The sequence below is a fragment of the Flavobacterium sufflavum genome (genome assembly GCF_004016525.1).
GTDB classification, from domain to species: domain Bacteria; phylum Bacteroidota; class Bacteroidia; order Flavobacteriales; family Flavobacteriaceae; genus Flavobacterium; species Flavobacterium sufflavum.
Window position 1 is genome coordinate 240,976 of record NZ_SACJ01000004.1, and the last position, 20,414, is coordinate 261,389.

Annotated in this window: 11 protein-coding genes; all 11 read right to left on the reverse strand. The window is 35.7% G+C overall.

The window, feature by feature from the left end; genetic code table 11:
- Positions 1–84: 84 nt before the first annotated feature.
- Positions 85–2,772, reverse strand: a complete 2,688-nt coding sequence (locus tag EOD40_RS09090) for an alpha-L-rhamnosidase (RefSeq protein WP_128194787.1) — start codon at positions 2,770–2,772, stop codon at positions 85–87.
- A gap of 17 nt (positions 2,773–2,789) precedes the next feature.
- Positions 2,790–3,785: an alpha/beta hydrolase gene (locus EOD40_RS09095; protein ID WP_128194789.1), complete on the reverse strand. Its 996-nt coding sequence runs from the start codon at positions 3,783–3,785 to the stop codon at positions 2,790–2,792.
- A gap of 112 nt (positions 3,786–3,897) precedes the next feature.
- A complete protein-coding gene (locus EOD40_RS09100; RefSeq protein WP_128194791.1) occupies positions 3,898–6,756 on the reverse strand; it encodes a TonB-dependent receptor in 2,859 nt (952 codons plus the stop codon).
- A 353-nt stretch (positions 6,757–7,109) separates the two neighbouring features.
- Positions 7,110–8,000: a LysR family transcriptional regulator gene (locus EOD40_RS09105; protein WP_128194793.1), complete on the reverse strand. Its 891-nt coding sequence runs from the start codon at positions 7,998–8,000 to the stop codon at positions 7,110–7,112.
- Between the two features lie 15 nt (positions 8,001–8,015).
- Positions 8,016–9,047, reverse strand: coding sequence for a GntR family transcriptional regulator (locus tag EOD40_RS09110; protein ID WP_128194795.1), 1,032 nt, complete (start codon positions 9,045–9,047; stop codon positions 8,016–8,018).
- Between the two features lie 184 nt (positions 9,048–9,231).
- Complete coding sequence (locus tag EOD40_RS09115; RefSeq protein WP_128194798.1) at positions 9,232–10,602, reverse strand: TolB-like translocation protein; 1,371 nt, start codon at positions 10,600–10,602, stop codon at positions 9,232–9,234.
- An 11-nt stretch (positions 10,603–10,613) separates the two neighbouring features.
- Positions 10,614–12,179: a rhamnogalacturonidase gene (locus EOD40_RS09120; protein WP_128194799.1), complete on the reverse strand. Its 1,566-nt coding sequence runs from the start codon at positions 12,177–12,179 to the stop codon at positions 10,614–10,616.
- 142 nt (positions 12,180–12,321) lie between these two features.
- Positions 12,322–14,358, reverse strand: a complete 2,037-nt coding sequence (locus tag EOD40_RS09125) for a DUF2264 domain-containing protein (protein WP_128194801.1) — start codon at positions 14,356–14,358, stop codon at positions 12,322–12,324.
- 152 nt (positions 14,359–14,510) lie between these two features.
- Positions 14,511–16,448, reverse strand: coding sequence for a family 43 glycosylhydrolase (locus tag EOD40_RS09130; protein WP_128194803.1), 1,938 nt, complete (start codon positions 16,446–16,448; stop codon positions 14,511–14,513).
- Positions 16,448–17,815, reverse strand: coding sequence for a glycoside hydrolase family 27 protein (locus EOD40_RS09135; protein WP_128194805.1), 1,368 nt, complete (start codon positions 17,813–17,815; stop codon positions 16,448–16,450). Before EOD40_RS09135 ends, EOD40_RS09130 begins: the two co-directional genes overlap by 1 nt.
- A gap of 148 nt (positions 17,816–17,963) precedes the next feature.
- A complete protein-coding gene (locus EOD40_RS09140; protein ID WP_128194807.1) occupies positions 17,964–20,399 on the reverse strand; it encodes a sugar-binding domain-containing protein in 2,436 nt (811 codons plus the stop codon).
- Positions 20,400–20,414: the final 15 nt, after the last annotated feature.

The window sequence follows — 20,414 nt, forward strand, 5'->3', positions numbered from 1 at the left end:
TTGCATATTATTTAACTGATTCATTGTCATTTAAAACGAAACCTCTTATAATTATAACAGATTGCATTGATTTCTTTAAATAAATTACAACTGCATTTCAAAATGATACTTTCCAGAACCAACTGTTTTGTTCTTTGCATTTACGATAAGACCGTTTTCTTTTATTGTTTCCAACTTATCTGTTGGAAATACAATCGTAGCATTAGTGTTTGCAGGAATCTCCACATCCAGAATAAATTTGTTATTTTCTATTTTCCAGGAAGAAGATAACAAACCGTAATTGGTTTCTAAACTTCCTTTGGCATAGGTCAGGTTCCCGCCCAGTTCCGGTTTAATGATAATGTCTTTGTACCCTGCCCCTTCTGCTTCTTTGGTATCTATACCTGCAATGGTTCTATACATCCAATCCCCTACTGCACCATAAGCGTAGTGATTGAACGAAGTCATACTAGGGTCCTGAAATGTTCCATCCGGTTTCATAGAGTCCCAACGTTCCCAGATGGTCGTTGCCCCATGCGCTTTTATTGGATACAACCAAGACGGATACGTATCCTGAAGCAAGAGTTTGTATGCCACATCATTTCTGCCAAAACGACTTAAAACAGGGTTTAAAAATGGAGTCCCCAAGAATCCGGTTGTCAAATGATATTCATAACTTTCAATATTTTTTACCAAACGCTCCACCGCCTGCGTTCTTAAGTTTTCGGGAAACATGTCAAATTGTAAAGCCAGAATATAAGCGGTCTGTGTTTCTGAAATTAACTTACCTGATGCCGTCATATATTCTGCTTGAAATGCTTTTTTAATGCGTTCCAAAAGTGCCTGATATTCTTGTACTTCATCGGTTTTACCCAATAAAGTAGCTACTTTTATCATGATTTCAGTATTATAGGCATAAAAACATTGGGCTACCAAATAATTATCTGTGATAGCCGATTTCATTCCAATCATTCCTTTTGAATCATCTACCCTGTAACTCAACCAATCGGCAAACTGAAAACCGGTATTCCACAAATCATTTTTGGCAGCACCGCGTACATAATTCAAATAGGCTTTCATGCTTGGGTATTGTCGTTCTACAATTTCCCTATCCCCAAAACTCACATACATATTATAAGGAATAATAATACTCGCATCTGACCATCCCGCAGCTCCCACAGGCATATCAAAACCGGTTCCTCTTAAAGCATTCGGAATAACAAAAGGCACCGATCCGTTTTCATTTTGATCAGCAGCGACATCTATTAACCATTTGGCAAAAAACTGATTGACATTAAAATTATAAGCCGCTGTTCTTGAAAACACTTCGGCATCACCTGTCCACCCCAAACGTTCATCACGTTGTGGGCAATCGGTAGGCACATCTAAAAAGTTCCCTTTCTGCCCCCATTGAATATTGCTTTGTAATTGATTCACCAATGGATTTGAGCATTCAAAAGTCCCGGTTTGTTTCATATCCGAATACAACGCAATGGCCGTAAAATCATTTGGATTTATTTTTCCTGAAAGGCCTTCCACTTTCACATAACGAAAACCGAAGAATGTAAAATGAGGTTCCAAAGTTTCTACTCCGTTTCCGCTAAGCGTATATGTAGTCTGGGCTTTGGCAGAACGAAGATTTTCAAAATAAGGCACTCCTTTTTTGTCTAACATTTCCACATGGGAAAGTTTGATTTGATCTCCTGATTTTCCTTGAATTGCAACTTTTACCCAACCTACTAAGTTTTGTCCAAAATCCAATATGGTTTCCCCTTTTGGAGAAGTCAAAACCTGAATCGGTTTAAAATTTTCATGCTTTCGGATTGGTTCATTGACAGCAGCCGTAATATAATCCTTTGGAAAATCTTTAGTCAGTACGCTTGCCCATTTGCTATCATCAAAATTGGCCATACTGTAATTTTTTTGTTCCAAATTTGCATCCTGAATCTCTCCATTATAGATTTCAGAATACATAATATGACTGTTAGCCGCTTTCCAGCTTCCATCAGAAACAACTGTTTCTGTAGTTCCGTCAGTGTACTTGATGACCATTTGAAAAAGCAAAGCCGTTTCTTTGCCATAAATATTTTGTTTATTAGTCCAAGTCAAACGTGTACGGTACCAACCGCTTCCCAATAAAACCCCAATGGCATTTTTCCCTTGGGTCAGTAAATCGGCCACATCGTAAGTTTGGTATTGCAAATGCTTATTATAACTGGTCCAACCCGGAGACAAATAGGAATCCCCCATTCGCTTTCCGTTAATTTGTAAGTCGTACAAGCCTTTTGAAGTCACATAGACTTTTGCGGAAGCGATTTTTTTTGAAGTCAAAAATGATTTTCTAAGTATTGGAACAATTCCATTGACCGTATCGGTTTTTAATCCTGATGAAATCCAGGTGGCTTTCCAATCCTTAGAATCCAATAAAGCCGTTCCGAAGGAAGCGGCTGCCCATTTAGAAACATTCCCCTGATTGTCCCAAACCCGTAGCTGCCAGATATATTTGGAATCAGATGCTAATGCCGATCCTGCATATTTGTTGAAGATGGATGCTTCCGAAGTTACTTTTCCAGATTCCCAAACGGTATTTTCACCTTCTTTAACCTGAATTTCGTAAGCTGATTGCTTTACATTTCTTTTGCTGGAAACTAATTTCCAACTAAACCGCGGTGTTTTTACTCCAATACCAATGGGATTGGAAACATTTTCAACTGTAAGGTTGTTAAGTGTTAGCTGCCCAAAAGCAATCGAACTGAAACTGACAAAAATCAAAATCAGAATATTTTTTTTCATTTTTTAAATCTATTAGATTAATCTTTGTTGATCTTTAAAATCCATGTCATGCAATTGTCTATCCATTCTACATCAGTAGTTGGATTATCTATTGCAAAACCGTGTCCGCCTTTGGCATAAAAGAAAGACTCAACTGCTACTTTGTTTTTTTGCAAAGCGGCAATAAACAGCAATGAATTTTGCACTTTAACCACATTATCATCAACAGCATGGGTTATAAACGTAGGAGGTGTATCGGAAGTCACCTGTAATTCATTCGAATATTCCTTAATTTTCTCCCCATCTACTGATAGCTTGATTAATTTTTGTTCCGATGTTTTCCAGTCACTCATAATTGCTTTCAATGCTACAGGAGATAATCCTTCGCCTATCAAATTATATCTTGATCCCATGTGTGTCAAACTATCGACCATACTGATTACGGGATAATTTAAAACCATAAAATCCGGACGCAAACTGGTGTTACGAGGATTGTCTATTAGTGCTTTTTGATAATGTGTCCCTAAAGTCGAAGCTAAATGACCTCCTGCCGAATTCCCCTGAATCCCAATTTTGTCAGGATTGATTCCCCATTTCTCAGCATTTTCACGAATCAATTGAATGGCACGTTGTGCATCCTGCAAAGGAACAATTTGCTTGTTTTCGACATATTGTGCATTAGGCAAACGGTATTTTAGAACAAAGCCCGCAATTCCTTTTTCATTTAATTTTTTCGCAATATCATATCCTTCATGATCAATTGCCAAACCCGTATAACCACCACCGGGACAAATAATAACCGCTATACCTGTAGCTTTACTTTTCTCTGGTAAAAAAACAGTCAAATCCGGACTGGCCACTCTTAGAATAAAATGAATCTTTTTATTTCCTGATGGAAAAACTGCTGTAGTATCTGTTAATCCAGCTATTACTTTAGAATTAGGAACTTTCCCATCGTAAAGCGGAATTACTTGTTGCGCATAACTAATTGTAAAACCCAATAACAATATGAAAAATAAATATCGCTTTATCATTTTTGAAAGATTTAAGAGTATTTGTTTGACAATTTAGGAATTGAAAGTTAGCTAAAAAAAACCAGATAAGACAAAACTTCTTATCTGGTTAATGTTAACATATTTTAAAACATTAAAACTTATAGGTAGCAGTAATAAAATAAGCTCTTGCCGGTAAACTCAATGTAGAATAAACTACATTAGGATTGGCATTCAATTGTTCTTTTGTAAAACCTTGTCGGTCTAAAGCTGCAGGAAATCCTCCTGGAGCTGACCATCCCATAACCCCTAATTGATTAAAAAGGTTATTGATATTGGCTTGCAATTGTAATTTTGAAGTTAAATTATATCCTAAATTCAAGTTGGTTTGGTTGTAAGCCGGTAATTCAAAAGCATTCGGAACGTTAGCAGCACGTTTTCCCATATAAGAGAAATCTAATGACGAATAAAACTTACCAGAGGTGTAGGTAGGTGAAACTCTGAAAATTACTTTCGCATTATTATCGGTTTCGTTTCCGGAATAATCAGCAATAACATCATCTGCTACCCCGTTAGCACCTAAATCCCAAGTTCTGTACTCTACTGCTTTAGACTTTTGGAAAGTAGCCACTGCTCTTACACTAAATTTCTCTGTAAATTCCTGATTTACTTCCAATTCAACCCCCATGGTTCTAAATTTATTATACAAAGCAGGTGTATTATATGTCGTAGTGATATCATCCGTCTCCTGACCTACAGTTTGCTGCGGTACATTACTCACTATAGAGTAAAAAGGAGTCACAAACAAATTCATTCCTCCAGTTTTTAATTTATATCCAGCTTCAAATTGTTGAATTTTTTGAGCAATTGGATCCAAGTTAGCCACTCCAAAAGCCGTATTTGCAGTTACAAACATATCCATATCCGGAGCCTTATTTCCAAGTGAATAACGTCCGTAAATAGCCTGATTGTCTGCAAACTTATAATTCAATCCGCTGGAGAATGAAAACGTACTCACTTTTTTATCGGAATAAGTATAAGTTGCATCGATTTTTCCCCCACGATTATCATATACAGTCAATGGATTCCCATCGGTTCCACCTGTTGAAGTTAAATCAGTTGCCACAGCAATTTGATTGTTTCCTTTGAATGAAACTCTTTCTGAACGAACTCCCCAGTCAAAATTTAATTTTGGACTTATTTCCCAAGTATGACCAAAGAAAAAAGCCATTTGATCCTGAGCCACATCAATAATATTTACTGGTGCACTTTTTCCTGCCCCTCCTACAACTCCATTTGGATTAGTCAGATTATAAGTTTGACCATCAAATAATCCAACATACGAAATATCAGTTAAAGTAGGACGTGGAGTTGTCATTTGTGAAAACACTTCTCCAACACCGGTAGAGTTCATTCTGTTTAAATTCGAATGAGCATAAAACATCCCGGCTGTAAAAGTCATTTTATCAATTTTTTTATTAATAGTAAATTGATTGATCAATTCCTTCATTTTATTATCTGTATAAAATAATGGATTAAAATACAATGAATTAGGCTGTATGTTAGCTCCCGGGAAGTTGCTGTAATTTACGGTATAATTGAAGAAATTATTCGTCACAGAACCGATTTGAGTTCCTGTTTTGTGATCATTAAAAGAATACACTCCCGGACTGAATAATGTATTGGTAACAGCATAAAAAACAACACCATCTGTAGCAAATGGATATACAATACCAGTTGTGTTCCAAAGCGAACGTTTAGTTGAGTAGCGTGCTTTATTCTCTAATTTCCACCCATTTCCTAAATTTTGATCCCAATTTAAACCGGTAGAATAATCAGTGGAATGTACTAAATCCCTAGAATCATAATGAACTTTTTTCCCTGTTTCATTGATAGTAAAATCTTCTTGTATGGAAGGAATTAAAACTGAAGTGGTATTAGTAACCCCTGAAGGGAAACTAGGATTCGTAAAACCGATAGTAGGTGTAAATTCGTTCCATCCGTTATGATCATCCAAAATTTTAACAAAAAGCTTTACGTTACCCGTTTTGTAGGTTTTAACCACATTAGCTTTCAATTGCCCTCCTTTATTCATTGGGTATCCTGAATATCTAGCACCATCAGACTGACGATAAAATCCACCAATATTATAAGTAATGGATTTATCATTACTAAGTGGTCCCCCAAAATCAAAATCGGCACGGTAATACGGATTTTTACCGTTGCCTTCTAAACCATATTTAGTTCGAATCTCCCCTTCAAATGTTTTACCTCCCGTTTTAGAAATATAATTATAAATTCCTCCGGGTGCATTGTTTCCCAAGATAGAAGCTGTTCCTCCTCTTACTGCCTCCAATCGTCCTAAAGTGGCATCGCTACGCAAGAAATAATCCGGGCCATAATTCCCAAAAGTTGCATTAGTAACCGGCAAACCATCTTCCTGCATAGAAACATAATAATAACCAGAAGCACCATCGTTTGAACCTACAGAAACTCCACGGGAATAAACTGTATTTCGTATTTCTCCCAAAGAGGAATTCACAAATACTCCCGGAATGTTTTTCAACAAATCAGCCGAACTGTTTACCGCTACTCTATCTATTTGTTTTGCAGTAAGTGATGAAATCGAAACAGAAGATTGCATTCTGGTTCTTTTATCAAATACTCCGGTTACTACTACTTCTTCTAATGATTGTGTATCATCTTGTAAAATGACATTCAACATTTTTTGATTAGCAATTACAACTTCTTTCGTTTTGAATCCTACGTAACTAAACACCAACGTAGCATTTACTTTAACATTCACATTGTATTTTCCATCAATATCAGTAATTGTCCCATTATGGGATCCTTTTACAACAACACTTGCCCCAATAACGGGTTGATTAGTTGCATCTGTAACTTTTCCTTGAATCATTTGTTGTGCTATAGCCTGGGAACAGAATCCCAAATACAACACTAATGCTTTAATCAAAAACAGAGTAACTCGTTTTTCTTGTAAAAACTTCTTCATTTTTTGGTTTTTTTAGTTAGTATTAATTTATTATTGATTTTTTTTAAACAAAACACTTTTTTATGTCTCATTTTACAAATTTATCACAACTAACATTTAGAACTGTACTATGGTTTTACAGGTGTAATCGGTTACTTGTATGAAATTATTTTATGTTATTAATTAATTTTATTTATTAATAGAAAGAAAAATCCAAAGCGTTTCTGGTTTTATATCTAATATTTTTTTACAAAATAATTCAGATTAATATCATCTAAAACAAAAAAGGTGCAACCCACTTTAATCGTTTGGGCTACACCTTTTTTTATGAATATTTAGGACTGTTATCGAAATAACTAATTCCTCAAGAAATATCACCAATTATCCTTCAACAATTGATGGTATTCTCCGTTAAAATTATCCTTAAAAACCAAAATTTTTGTCATTCCTAATTTAGAATTATCAGAAATGAACAACTCTTTAGAAACTATTTCGTCTGAATTTAAAGGAAATTCAGCAGGAAAAATAGCAACACCCACCTGAGCATTGACTAATCCTAACAGCAAATCAAGATTAGTTACTTCCTGAACAATATTAGCCTCTCTGGAAAAACCAACATTTCGGCAACTCATTTCTAAATCCTCTGTAAAAGAAGGAAGTAGCTCTTTATTTAATTCTACCCATTTATCATTCCTAAGCTGCTCAATCTTAACACTTTTATATTTTGCCAAAGGATGTTTGACCGACATGATGACATTAAGAAATTCCTGATTGACAACATGGTAATTGATTGTCTTGTAAACCAAAGGAAGAATGGTGATTCCAAAATCGATTTCTCCTTTAAAAACAGCTTCTTGAATGGAAACTCCCGAAGAAAATTCTATTATTTTAAAAGTAGTATTGGGTAAGATATTTTGTAATTTCTGTACCACGCTAAGAACCTCACTTGAACGGCTGATCTTAGGAATTCCAAAACGTAACTGTTTGCTTTTCTCACTGTAGGTTTGCGCTTTTTTTATCGTCCGATCCAAAAGTTCTACCACACGCCCCATCTCTTTCATCAGGTAAGAGCCCGATTCGGTAAGTTCGACCTTTCGGTGATTGATTCTTTTATCTTTATCGAAAAGTTCAAAACCTAATTCTATTTCCAATTGATTGATTTGATGGGTTAAGGCAGGTTGGGTAATATTTAGTTTTTCAGCTGCTTTCCCAAAGTGCAATTCTTTTGCCACAACCAGAAATGATTTCAGTTTACGTAATTCCATTTAAATTATTGTATTTTATAAAGATCCTCTAAGAACCAGTTCAAACGGATTTTCGATATGTTCTTTTGAACCATTCAACACCAATTCGGCAGCTGTTTTTCCCATTTTTGCAAAATCGGTTGAGATAGTTGTCAAGCCATTCATAATGAATTTTTTGAGTGGTGTTTCATTATAAGAAATTACACCCACCTGCTCTCCAATAATTAAATCCAGTGATATAATTTTGTCTAGTATTTTAACCAAATCGGCTTCCATTAAATTGATATAAACCTCACCTTCGTTGACTTGTTCCTGATCTAAGTCATGTACAATCTTATAATTAAAAGCAAAGTTAGAACAAAAATTCTCGAATCCTTTGGCTATTTCATTAGGGAAGTAACTGTTTTCGGGAAACAATAATTTCAAAGTATGGTACTTACTCAAAGGTTCAATTGCCTTGCTCAAAGCATTATAGATATCGTCTTCAAAGTTTTCATAAACCGCTCCATAATTCCCTGTGATTCCTTCAATTTTTTTCCCAACTAAAATCAGTTTATCTTTTGGTATTTCATCAATCAGCAATTGATAACCTTCTGATTTTTCAATAAAATGGGGAATAATTACATAATGGGAATAATCCCCTTTTTGTTGGCTTAATAATTTTTTAAACAAGCCATAATCATTGTCATAAATATAAAAATCAATCGCTGCCTTTTCACCCAGAGCATCAACAAAAGCATCATAAATAATTTTCTTATGGGCACTGAGTTTATTGAACATCAGGAATATTTTTAAATCCTGAGAAACATCGGTATTGGCAATAAAATATCCTTTGCCGTGAAAAGCTTCCAATATGCCCATTTTACGGAGTTTATTATATCCTTTTTCAATGGTAACTCTGGAAATTTCATACTGAAAACTCAATTCATTGATTGAAGGCATGGCATCACCTTTTTTAAGCTGACCTTGTTTTACCGCATTGAGTACGGCATTAACAAGCTGTTGGTACTTTGGGGTAACTGAAAATTCATCAATGCTGAGATAATCAATTTTCGATGTTTTTTTCATTAATTTATAAATACTGGAATTAAAAAATAGACTCAAATATAGTGATTTTAAAAAAAAGTAAAGAGGCTATTTCAAAATTCTTGAAACAGCCTCTTTAACTTCAGAATGTAAACCTTTAGCCTGAACCAATTCTGATTTATCCCAACCTAAAACTGGAATGATTACCAATTGGTGTTTTCCATTATCAATACTTTCTTTTCAGCCATTCTTCCGGAACCGGAATAATACAAATATTCATACTACGATTATCTTCGCTCAGCATAGCAGACTGTATCTCAATTTTAGTTCCATCAGGACTCATTGTTGGATGCGGATGATCAGAAGCCGTTTGTTTATGACCAGTAGAAAGCAAAATCATTTCACTAGTATGTCGATCAATCAGGTAAATGCCGCGGGAAAAATCATCACCTACCGCCCAGCGACCATCCGAAGAACCGCTTACATGCCATAAACCACTACCTGAATCGGTTTGTCCAGCTATTTTCATCTCTCTGGTTCTTAAATTAACAATAGCCAATCCTGTTGGTTTTTCTCTGGTTCCCGAAACTCCCCAGGCAGCTTCCTGACCAGGATTCGCTCCACTGACTGCAGTTCCCGTAGTATCTAAACCCTGAATTTTTCGATGCCCCATAATAGCCATTGCCACTTCGTCTTTACTAATCACAGCCTCATGTGTTACCCATTCGTATTCTGATTCTGGATATAAAGGTCGAAGCCCTGTTCCGTCACCCAATACTGTCCAGGTACGTTGTGGAGATTTCCCTCCTGTTTCCCAGCAAAAAATAATCTCACCCGCTACCCAAGGATTAGTTTGGATGTGTCCAATTTGAAAAGGAACTGATATTACATATTTAATTTCTCCAGTATGTACATTCATGGCAGCAATTCCGGAAGGTCCTGCTCCCATTTTTCTGGGACCATAATTTTCTTCCAGTTTTGTACCGGAAGCTAAATGCCTTGCAGCCTCTTCTTTTCCTACTCTAAAATAAGCCCAGTTTTCATCACCATCCAGAGCTAAATCTCCACCAGCTCCCATTTCTGGTTTAGTGGAACCACAAACACGCTGATAATAATCGGCTTTTTTAAGTTTTCCAATCTTACTATCAGCAAATAATTTTGCCAAATCTACCTCTACAACCTGCATTGGTGTCGACTGGGTTTTCAAATTGTTATTATTTTGCTTCGCGATACTATCGAGCGGTTTTCGCATAAAAAAAAGTTTCATACTGTTGCGTGCCACATTTAACATCCCAACATAGCCCCCTTCGGTTACCTGAACCATTTCTCCGTTTTTTTCATTTACAGCCATGGCTTCGCCTTTTACTCTATCGGAACGAAAGATAAGCCACTCTCCGTCGGATGTCCACTGATTATGAGTTTGATAAATTTTAGAATCTCCCATTGGCTTAGATGTCAAAAAAGTTAACATAGTACCCGTAACCGGATCCTTTACCACTTTTCGTTCCGAAGGAAATCGTTTACCTATCTGCGCATTTGCATCTGGTATTAAAAACAAAAAACTACTTAAAACGGAAATAATAATAAACTGTTTCATAACTGAAATTATTAATAACTTTTATCTTTTACTTGTTTTACTTCCACATCTTTTAATGGTGCGCTATCTTTCACAGACAGATTACTAACATTTTTCATTACAAGCGATGCGGAATTTTCTCCTTTGTCTACCGTCACATTCCGAAGCTTTATACCATTTACATCAGTCAATAGCATGGCTGGTCGGGATTCATTACCCATCAAATAAAGGTTAATATTATTCAACTCCATATTTTTAACATGTCGAATAAAAAATCCATAAGCTGGTATAACACCAAATTTCTGCGGCTCCGGATATCCTTTTTCAAATTCCGGAACTTCTTGTTGAATACTCTCTTTTGATAAAGAATCAAGCGGACGATACCAAATACTAATATTACTTAAGCGGATATCTTCAATATCATGACCAGGAATTCCACTAATTAGAGTTGCAAAACGCGAATCGGCATTATATACATTTATATTACTGATATTAATACGCCGCAAAGCTCCTACTGGCGTTCCTTCAGGTGCACGCATTCTACCTCCAAGACGTAAAAAAATAGGTGAATTTATAATATCACGCATGGTAATATTAGTAATAGTTACATCTTCCAATAAACCACCATCAACGGTTTCGAGTGCTAATCCGCGACAATATTCAAAAACACAATTACTAATGGTTATGTTTTTAAAACCACCATTCGATTCTGTTCCAAACTTGATACGCCCAGTTGGTCCTTCTTTATCAGGTACCAGATTGGCTTCGTTTCGCAGGTAAGTTCCATTATAAAAAGTACCACGATCAAAACCACTTACACTACAATTGGTAATAGTTACATTTTCCGTTGGTCGGGCAAAACCAAGAGCAAATGAACTTTTTAGACAAATACCATCATCCCATGGAGAATTCACACTACAATTAGAAATGCGAACATTTTTACAACAATCGATATCCATACCATCCCGATTGGTATCAATCTTTAGATTATCAATCGTTAAATTATCTACTCCCGTTGCTAATATCCCAAAATGTCCGCCGTATAATATTGTAAAATCTTTTAGCGTTACATTACGACAAAGCTTCAAGGCAATGGCTTTATTTCCAATTGGTGCTTTAAAAGGACCATTTCTGGATAATCCCTTTCCATGAATTATTCCTGGGCCAAGAATGGAGATATCTTCCAAATTCTCACCCCATATTAAACTATTATGCCAGTGACTGTGTCCAAAATCCTGAAAAGTATCATTCATTGCTGTCTCTGGTGCATCATAACCTAAATCACCCGAAGGTGTCGCTGCCTCGATAGTAGCTCCCTGATCTAAATAAAGTGAAATATGACTTTGAAGCCTGATAGAAAAACTCAGATAAGTTCCCGCCGGAAAATAAACAGTACCGCCACCTGCCTTAGCAGCTGCTTCGATAGTATTATTGATGGCTTGTGTGTCTAATGTACTATTATCACCTTTGGCACCAAAAGTCTTTACGTTGAAAATTGTTTGTTGCGCCTGAACAGTACTTAAACTCAACAATAAAAAACACAAACAAAGTTGGTACTTAAATAAAAATGGTTTGACAAAGCCAATATTTTTTTTCATAATTTGATGATAATTCTATGCAATTTACAAATTCAAAATAAATACTCATCCTGCTTTATCCTGTATAAAAAATGTTATTAAATAAAAAAACCAGTAAACAACTAATGTTTACTGGTTCTAAAATAAAAATTGAAATAAATATTTAATACTTTACCAACTTCTTTTCTCCATTGGACAAAGTCACATTGACTGTATTTTCTTTCGAAGAAAAACCAATTTTTTTCACGGCTAATAATTCTTTGTTACTCCATTTTTCACCTGATTTTTTCCACAACATTAATGTGGCATAAACAGTGGATTGTTCTTTTTGAGGAACATAATTATTCGAAAGATTAATAACCGAACTTTCATTTGCTTCAGGATGCAAGCCTTTAGCCGTAACCACTTCTGATTTATCCCAACCCAAAAGCGGAATCATTGCCAACTGATATTTTCCGTTATCAATAATGGTTACTTCATGGTTTTTAATTTTTCGAACAGTCGTTTTAATTTCGCCATCCAATTTTGGCAAAGCATGATGCCCTAAACGCATCGCAAATGACACAGCACTATTATTCTTATCCACTCTTAAAATTCCGTTTGCCAATGGAATATCAGCCAGGTTGAATTTGATATTTTCGTCCGTTTCTAAAACTACATCTCTGTAATAAATTCCGTCTTCAAATTTTTTGAAAGTATATAATCGAAAAGCTTCCCATTGATTCGCTTTGTTTTTTATGACATAATTCATCGCTACTTCACCATTTTCGCCATCAGCCTGCCAAAGAAAAGCACTGTTATAAGATAATCGGTTGTAGTTTTCAGTCGATCTGAATTTTTGCCAATCGTCTTTTACTTTTGCATTACACCAGGCTCTTACTTCCGAAGCACCAATATTTGGATAATCAGTAATTAGAATTTCAGACTTGCCTTGGAATTTATTGTACACTTTATTTTTCTCAAATTCCGTTTTCCAGGCTCCTTCATTTTCCTTGGCTGTCCAAAACGGATTATCATCAGGTACCAATAATCCTAAAAAGATTTTTCCCATCCAATACACACTTCCACGACAGCTGTAAACCTGTACCGCAGGTTCAAAAGCGCCATAAAATCCAAGTGTAGGAACATTGTCTTTCATAAAATCAGGATGTGTAAAAAATTGCTTGATTACTCCCGAAGCTATTCTTCGCATCCAACCATAATTAGTCGTAGCATCGCCTTCAAATCCCATTAATGGAAACGGAACAACAGCTCCCGTTCTATAACTGATACTTCTACCCCACATAATCATCTCGCCATTTTGACTAAATAAATAAGGATAATTGTCTTTTAAATCTTTAAAGTTTTTTATGAACTTGGCTGTATATTCGGGATAGTTTGCTTTCCCAAAATATTCCGACCAAATCATACCATACATCTGGAAAGCCCACATGCTGTAATAATCATAAGCCGGACTGTCGTTGTACCAACCGTTTCCTCTATAATCCAATAAGGATTTATCTAAATATTCGACCAATAATTTTTCGTTTACTGCGTATCCTTTTTCTTTGAAAAAACTCAGTACAAAAATGTTAAAGAATTTCCAGTTCGAATTCACCGTTGGTCCATCGCCATAACTCAACATAGTTTTAGCCAAAGCGTCTTTTTGCTCCTGTGTTAATGGATCCCAAAGCACTTCAGGATTAACCAATAATGAAATAGATAAGGCTCCAAATTCAACCAAATTTTGACTAGGCCCGCCATTTTTAGAACGGGGAACAATATAAGATGCACTTTGAGGATCGGTTAATTTGGTAATTTGGTAACGGTAATAATCGGCAACTTTTATGTTATTGATAACTAATGAAGGATTCTCTTTTAAAAGTGGAGCTGCCACAAACAAGGTTCTACACAAACCTTCCAGTTTTTCAGTTGGTACTTTCCCTTCATCTTGCGGATAACTTTTCCCTTCCTGTTTTGGAAATTTCATTGGATCGTCTAACGAATGGATATAGCCAAAAGCACCTTGCAAAAGATACATTGCGGCATCTTTCCAATGTTGTTTGGTCATTCCTGTTTGAGGACTTAATTGAAAATCGGGATTCTTAATTTCGAAAACAGTATTCCCCGATTTCTCAAGTTCTTTTTGACTTTCTGATTGTTGTGCCCATATTGGCAAACCCAATAAAAATAATAAAACTAAAAGTTGGTGGTTTTTCATAAAATTTAAACGAAATTTTGGTTATAGTTGTTTCAAAGATAACAGCTCAACTCTAAAAACTAGGCTGCTTCCTACCAGTTTGTTAATAACATTAAAAACAAAAAGCACTATTAAAAGTGCTTTCTGTTTTTAGACAACAATATATCATGAGCCTAATTCTTCTTAACAGGATTAATTCCTGCGTGAGTAGGAACAACCTGTTTGATGGTTCCATCAGTATTAAATTCGAGTTTATCGATAGCAACTTCGCGATGAAAACCGGCTGCTCCGCCCATGCTAATTCCTGTAGGATATGAAAAACGGTGATACACAATATACCATTCGTCTTTTTTAGGAACTTTCACAACCGAATTGTGTCCTGTTGCATAGATTCCTTCTTCTTTATTTCCTTGGATAACAATATTGTCTTTTGGAATCTCAATTGGCCCCAAAGGTGATTTTGAAATACCATATCTCACTTTATAATTTGGACTTCTGGTATCGTCTTCACTCCACATGAAGTAATATTTACCATTTCGGTAAATCACATAAGTACCTTCTCTAAAAGTGTTATCCACCTTAATTACTTTAGTGCTTCCGGCTTTAATTGAAACCATGTCAGGATTTAACTCAGCAACTCCCATATACATATTTCCCCAATACAAATAGCTTTTTCCACTTACCGGATCCGTAAAAACATCCGGGTCAATTTCCTGACCGTCTTTTATGCCTTCAGGTCTGGTAGCTACAATTGGTTTTCCGCTGTCTTTAAAAGGACCTGTAGGATTGTCCGAAACCGCAACTCCTACTTTTTGTGCTCCCGTATAATAATAGAAATATTGATATTTTCCTTTTATCTTTTTCTCCACAATACAAGGTGCCCAGGCATTTCTATTTGCCCAACTTACATCTTTTCTAAGGTCTAAAATAATTCCTTCTGGTTTCCAATCTACTAAATTGTCCGAAGAAAAAGCTTTAAAATAATTCCCTGACCAACCGTCAAATCCATCACTGGTTGGGTAGATATAATATTTACCCGTTTTCTCAGCATACAAAACTTCAGGATCGGCATGATAGCCTTCAAGAGCAGGATTATTATTAATTTGAGGATAAGCTACCGGTTTTCCCCATTTGGCAATAAGCCCTTTCAACTCAGAACGTGTAATAGGCAAAATCGTTCCGTGACGTGGATGAAAATCCATTGAAATTTCATTATCAATTACAGTGAAATGTTCTAAATCTTTCGTTTTAGTAAACTGATATTTTCCTTTCATGTACACATCATACATCAGGATATATTCGTCAGAATGATTTAATTTGAATACACTGGAACCTTCAACTCCTTCTTTAGTTTGTTGCAAATAATTGTCATTTTCTGTCCAGTTTCCTGAAGTCAAATCAGTAGTTGTAGCCACTTTAATTCCAGGCGTATTGGTTTCTGTTTTATAAAAAAGATGATAAACTCCGTCTTTTTCGATAATATCTCCATCAATACAAGCATTTCCTGCTTTTGGAACAAACAATAATTTTGGTTCACTTTCTAAAGCCGTAAAATCTTTATTGGCGTAAGCATAATAAATTTTGTCAGGACCTCCGGTATGTTGCATGCTAAAATAAATCATGTATTTACCTGCTTTTGCATCATAGATGGTTTGTGGTGCCCAAACTCTTTTTAAGTTTTCGTTTCCGGGAAAAGTCTTTTGAATATTGACTACATTGCTTTTCCAGTTAACCAAATCGGTACTTTTTAATAATACCATCGCGCGATTGCTATCCCAACCTTTAGAAGATGTCATATCAGTCAAAACCATGTAAAATGTTTTACCATCATCACCTCTTAAAATATGTGGATCACGAACACCACTAGTAGAACTGATAATTTTACTGTCTAGAACAGGTTTGTTGTTATTTAAATGGTAATAATGATAACCATCGGCACTAATAGCATAACGCACCGCTTCCTCTTCAACACTATTCCCTGTGAAATAAACAAATAAGTAAGATGTTAAGTCTTTTTCGGCAATAATAGGCGGAACACCGCTTTTATTTTGTGCTTTTGAAAAACTAATGAGTGTTAAAAATAAAACTAAACTGAATTGTATTTTTCTCATTATTTTTTCGCTTTTAATTTATACAAAACTGAAGCGTGTGCATTTAGCGAAACAGCAACTTCATCTTTAGCAGCACCTACTTTTTTTCCAGTCCACATATTGGTAATCTCAGCATTTTTAATGCCTAAATCAGCTAAACGAACTGATACTTTTTCAGAGTTTTTATCTGAAATATTAAACAATGCTAAGTAAATACTTCCGTCTTTTGGATTCTTTGAAGTCACAGCTACTTTACCATCTTTTTGAAAAAGTTGTTTCACATTTGTCCCTTCACGGTGCATTTTTAAAACTTCAGCATTCGTCAATAACGATAATGTAAAAGCATCGTTACTTGGCATATCTCCTCCAAAAAATAATGGAGATTTAAAGATATTGAAGAATGTCATTAATGTATATTGTTCGTCTTTGGTTAATCGGGACATTCTGTCTTGTCCGCGTTCTCCTCTTAACGAAATTCTTCCTAAAGGAATCATATCGCAATCAGGCCAGGTTCCCGCTGCAATGTGTGGATACCATTTTTGGGCAACATCCATTAAATGTGTAATGTGTGGCCAGGTATCCCAAACATCATCCACCATACGCCACATATTAGCATGAGAACCCACGTGAGCAGCAGCAGTAATTGGCGTTTCTCCTGGCGAAGTACTTAAAACAATTTTACGACCACATTTGTCAATGGCTTTTCTAATCAGGTTGATTTCTCCTTCATGATATGGTCTTGACAAATCGTCAATTTTGATAAAATCTACTCCCCATTGAGCGTACAATTCGAATAAAGAATCATAATATTCCTGAGCTCCCGGTTTATCAGCAAGAATAGTATAATTGTCTTTCAACCATTCACATTGTAAGGCTGTAGTATAAATTTGGTCAGCTGTAATTCCGTTTGCGCCTTTAATTGGCAACTTCTCTTCCACTGCTTTTTTAGGAATTCCACGCATGATGTGAATTCCAAATTTCAATCCTTTACTATGTATATAATCGGCTAAAGGCTTAAATCCCTGTCCGTCTTTTGCCGATGGAAACCTATTTAATGCTGGCAAATATCTTCCGTATTGATCCGTTACATAACGTGGGTCTTTCTGGTTGTAACCTCCGGCCTTATCATTTTCGACAAACCATCTGATATCCACTACAATATATTCCCAACCTGATTTTTTTAAATTTTTAACCATATAATCAGCATTGGCTTTTACCTCATGCTCCTCCACTGTCGAGCCATAACAATCCCAACTGTTCCATCCCATTGGAGGGGTTTGGGCCCATTGCTTAAATTCATCTTTTTTAAAAACTGTTTTCTGGGCATTGGTAGCAACCGATACCAATACAACTCCTAGTGCCAGAGCAATTTTATTCTTTATTCTCATTTTTTGGTTTTTATATGTGTTAATATTACACTTCAAATATAATGAACTTTTTTATTATAAAAATTAACCTGCCTGCTAAAAAAAGCAAACAGGTCAATTTATAAAAATAGCATTATTTTAATTATTTCTCTTTTTCTAGAAAAACAGCTTATTTAACATTAATAGTAACTTCTACTGCTTTTAACCAAGGGCTGGAAAACTGAACTTTGATAGGTGCTTTATCACCATTTGCCTGAATGTAAGCTAAAATATGTCCGTTGAACGCACGTTGTACATTATCGGTATAATCGGTCATATCAGAATTATTTCCTGCTTCTAATCCTAATAAAGTTGCAGAACCACTAACTATTTTACAAGTAATTTCGTTATCAGAAACCATTACCGGAACTCCGTTTTCATCAACTATTTGTAACATGATTTCGGCTACACCTTTGTCTTTATTGATAACTGCATCAGCACTTTTTACAACAATAGCCTGTGGTTGTTTTGAAGAAGTAATAGCATAACGACTCACTTCTTTATTATTCTTATCCAATCCTACTGCCTCTAATTTCCCTGATTGGAACGGAATATCCCAAGAAATAATTCCTGTTTCCTGATCGTAATCTTTTACTTCTCCCACAACTTTTCCGTCTAATTCAAGACGCGCTTTGGCTGCATTGGTATAACAAACCACTTTTACTTTCTGACCATCATTGTAATTCCATAACGGCCAAGCATCCATTGACAAGTCTTTTTTGTTTGGATTATTCGAAAGATAAGTTCCAATGTAAATCATTGGAGTATCTGACCAAAGTGATTGACGGAAATAACCTCTAGGCTTAATTTGTCCTGCAAAATCAACTAATCCTGAATAAAATCCTCTTGACGGCCATCTTCCTGATTCTCCTAAATAATCAATTCCTGTCCATAAGAATTGTCCAAAAATATGCTCGTTATTTTTTACCGCTAACCAGGCATCATAATCATGACGGTTTTCGCTACCAAAAATTACTCGTTTAGGGTATTTTTTATGATCTGATTGGTATTTACTTTCGGTATAATTGTATCCTGTAATATCCAAAGCTCCCGGGTATTCCGTTTCATTAGACATCGCTACTCCGGCTAAACCAGCAGTTGTAGGACGAGATTTGTCGTATTTTTTAACTGCAGCAACCAGACGTTTTGCAATAGCTCCCAAACGCATCGCATCCGGAGCATCTTTTTTATAACCTCCATAAGCGGCTTGAGAAAATCCTGTATCACCTCCTCCGGCTAATACCGGGTGAGAATACGGATCATTAGGATAATCTACTTCGTTACCAATACTCCATCCAAAAACAGACAAATGATTTCTATCTCGACGTACAAAATCTTCTAAATCTTTTTCGGCCCAATCAGCAAAAATATCAAAAGAACCTTCAAATCCAGGTGTTCCCTGATTCCATCCTTCTAACCATTTGCGTTTTGGAAATTCCCATTCGTCATAAGCTTCGTTTAGAACCAATAAACCTAATTGATCACAAAGTTCATAAAAATCAGGTGCCTGTGGATTATGACTCGTACGTATTGCATTTACTCCAATTTCCTTTAAGGTTTTCAATCTTCCTTCTAACACTTCACGAGGAACCGCCGAACCTAATACTCCCGCATCATGGTGCAAACAAACCCCTTTTATTTTCATCCATTTGCCGTTTAAAGCAAATCCTTTATTAGCATCGAAAGTAAAATTGCGGAAACCTGTTTGAGTCACAGAATGATCCACTACTTGTCCGTCTTTTAATACGGTTGTTTTTAGTTGGTACAAATTTGGATGCGCTAAATCCCATAATTGAGGATTATTCACTTTTATTTTTGTAGCAATTTTACCTGATTGATTAGCCGCAATGGTTACATTATTAATACTCTTTGCAACTGTTTTTCCATCATTGGAAATCAATTCGTTAACAACAGTTAAACTGGTATTTCCAGCAGAAGCATTTTCTACATCAACTTCAACATTCAAAGTTCCTGTATTTTTACTTACTTCCGGATAAGCATAAACACCCCATTGTGCAATATGCACTGGATTAGCATACACTACCCAAACATTACGGTAAATTCCTGAACCTGTATACCAACGAGAATCGGCACTTTTACTGTGATCCACGCGAACAGCAATCGTATTTTTTTCACCATATTTAATATACGGAGTAGCATCATAAGCAAAAGAAAGATACCCATTAGGACGTTTCCCTAAAGACTTTCCATTAACAAAAACTTCGCTTCTGTTATAAACCCCTTCAAAATATAAATATACTTTTTGACCTTTCTTAGCTGAAGGCACATCCATTGATTTTCTGTACCATGCAATTCCTCCAGGTAAAAATCCTGTAGCACTCGCTAAAGTAGGACTCAACTGTCCTTTGATACTCCAATCATGAGGAAGTGCAATATTTTGCCATTTTCCATCATCAAAACTCGCATTCTGAAAGTCTTTATTGTCTTGCAGAATAAATTTCCATTGTTCATTAATTTTTTGAGAATCCCCAAATCCTATTTGACTAAAAGCAGACACATAAGAAAAAGCGAGAATTGCTAGAAAAGTTCTTTTTGTTGTTAACATAATTATATTTTTAAT